Raw genomic sequence first — 2,593 nt, 5'->3', positions numbered from 1 at the left:
TGTCAACGGCGGTCGGATTCCAGGCCAGCGTGGCGGAGTAAAAGCAGGCCACTGGCGTTGGGGAGCGGCGGATATGGCGAGGGCCCCGATCGGGGCCCTCGCCATATCGCGCTGCCGGGATTGCTCAGGCGATGATCTCGCCGGTTTCGGGATCGGCTTCGTCGGCGGTGGCCTGGTTTTGCTCCGCCGCGGCGGTGGCGCGGCGACGGCCGGCGGATTGCCTGAGGCGGTAGCTGTCGCCGTTCATGGCCAGGATGCTGACGTGGTGGGTCAGCCGGTCGAGAAGCGCACCGGTCAGCCGCTCCGACCCCAGGACCGAGGTCCAGTCCTCGAAGGGCAGGTTCGAGGTGACGATGGTCGAGCCACGCTCGTAGCGCTGCGAGAAGACCTCGAACAGAAGCTCGGCGCCGGTCGGCGACAGCGGCACATAGCCGAGCTCGTCAACGATCAGCAGCTTGACCGCCTGCAACTCGCGCTGGAGCCTGAGCAGGCGCTTCTCGTCGCGGGCCTCGAGGAGCTGGCTGACCAGCGAAGCCGCCGTGGTGAAGGCGACGGAGAAGCCCTTCTGGCAAGCGGCCAGCCCGAGCGCGAGAGCGACATGGGTCTTGCCCGTGCCACTGTTGCCGAGCGCGATGATGTTCTCCCGGCGCAGGATGTAGCCGCAGCGCGCCAGTTCCAGCACGAGCATCTTGTTGAGGCTCGGGATCGCCGTGAAGTCGAAGGTGTCGAAGCTCTTCACCGCCGGGAACCGCGCCGCCCGGATCCGCCGCTCGACCATGCGCCGTTCCCGGTCGATCAGTTCGAGTTCGACCAGCCGCAGCAGGTAGCGGGGATGATCGACGCCGTCCCGGGCGCATTCCCGCGCGACCTTGTCGTATTCGCGCAGGACCGTCGGCAGCTTCAGATGCTTGAGGTGATGGGCCAGCAGCACCTGCGGCGTTCCCGCGGTGGTGCCCGCCGGCATCACCTCCTTCGCCGGGCCCGTCATGCCGCCGCTCCAGGCAGGAGAACGGCATAATCGGCGGCCGAGGTCGTCTTCACTGCCGTCTTCGGCAGGTGCGGATAGGCCGCCAGGTTGAGACGGGCCGGGCGCCGCTCCAGACGCGCCAGGGCGATCAGCTTCACTGCATCGAAGCCGATCGCACCCAGTCGGATGGCCTCGCCCACGGCAAAGCTCACGACCTCGCGCGGAAGGGCCTCCATCAGCCGCAGCACCTGGATGAACTCACGCTTGCCGCGATTGCCCATCCGCGCTTCCAGAAGATGGCGCAGGTGCTGGAATGTCTCGGGCAGGTCCCAGCCCTGGAGCGCCGCCGCCTGGTCGAGCGCGTTCGGCTTGCTCTCAATCAGCGCCAGATAGTGCAGCGGATCGGCGACGAACACGCCGGTCCCGTAGCTGCGCGGGTGCCGGGCGATCTCCTCGCCCCGGCACAGGATCACGACCTCCTCGACGAAGCCCTTCGCCACCACGTCCTGGAAGCCATAGGCCGTCGGCACCGAGTAGTCATTCGACCGATAGCGGACCAGCGCCGTCGACGAGACCCGCCCGCCACGCTTCTCGCACGGCTCCAGCGGCACAGCCGGCAAGGAGCGCAGGGCTTCAAGATCGGCCACGAGCCGTTCGCCAATCGTCTTCGCATGCCGACCGGCCCGCTCGCCCTGCCGCCGGCGGCAGCGCTCTGCCAGCATCACGTTCAGTTCGGCGAAGCTTGCCGCCACCGGGATCGGCGTCAGGAAGTTCGAGCGGGCATGCTTCACCAGCCCTTCGACCTTGCCCTTGTCGTTGCCCTTGCCCGGGCGCCCGAACCGATCCCGGAACAGATAGTGGCTCACCAGCTCGGTGAAGGCCCGCGTCCGCTCACGCCGGCCGTCGCCGCAGATCTTCGCCACCGCGATGCGCGTGTTGTCATAGAGGATCGACAGCGGCACACCGCCGAAGAAGCCAAAAGCCGAGACGTGACCGTCCAGGAACGCTTCCGTCGTCTCGCGTGGATAGGCCTTTACGAAACAGCCGTCCGACTGTGGCAGGTCCAAGCAGAAGAAGTGGATCTTCTGCCGCACACCGCCAATCACCGCGGTCGCCTCGCCAAAATCGACCTGGGCGTGCCCGGGCGGATGCGCCAGCGGAACAAAGGTCTCCCGGCCCCGCGCCCGGCAGAGCCGCACATGGTCCTTCACCACCGTGTAGCCGCCGGCAAAGCCGTGCTCGTCACGAAGGCGCTCGAAGATCCGCTTCGCCGTATGACGCTGCTTCACCGGTGATGTCCGATCTGCCTCCAGGATCGCTTCGATCACCGGCAGAAGCGGACCCAGCTTCGGCTTCTCGACCGGCTTCGTGCGTGTGTAGCCCGGCGGCAGCGAGAACCGGCACATCTTCGCAACCGTCTCGCGGCTCAGCCCGAACACGCGAGCCGCTTCCCGCCGGCTCTTCTCCTGGTTGAAAACGAAATCGCGAACCGCCGCGTAAATCTCCACAGCGAACATCCCCGCCAACCCCGAAAGGGGTCAGCCTATCCAGTGGCCGACTTTTACGCCGCCCGCGCCGGCACAAACGCCGGCGCTCCACTGGATGGTTTTCTCACCGCCGTGCACA

2 protein-coding genes are annotated in these 2,593 nt (G+C 67.1%); both read right to left on the bottom strand.

The window, feature by feature from the left end:
- Positions 1-124: 124 nt before the first annotated feature.
- Positions 125-988 carry an IS21-like element helper ATPase IstB gene (istB, locus tag ACWGRX_RS26810; protein ID WP_054211492.1) on the bottom strand — a complete coding sequence of 288 codons (864 nt, stop codon included), beginning with the start codon at positions 986-988 and terminating at the stop codon, positions 125-127.
- Complete coding sequence (gene istA / locus ACWGRX_RS26805; protein WP_054211493.1) at positions 985-2,484, bottom strand: IS21 family transposase; 1,500 nt, start codon at positions 2,482-2,484, stop codon at positions 985-987. The genes istB and istA overlap by 4 nt, the downstream gene beginning before the upstream one ends.
- Between the last annotated feature and the right edge of the window lie 109 nt (positions 2,485-2,593).

The organism is Allobosea sp. NPDC055594 (genome assembly GCF_053618995.1).
This window is presented reverse-complemented; position numbering and strand designations above follow the sequence as displayed.

Excerpts from the sequence above, each read along its gene's own strand:
- istA (WP_054211493.1), bottom strand. The coding sequence starts at position 2,484 with ATGTTCGCTGTGGAGATTTACGCGGCGGTTCGCGATTTCGTTTTCAAC.
- istB (WP_054211492.1), bottom strand. The coding sequence starts at position 988 with ATGACGGGCCCGGCGAAGGAGGTGATGCCGGCGGGCACCACCGCGGGA.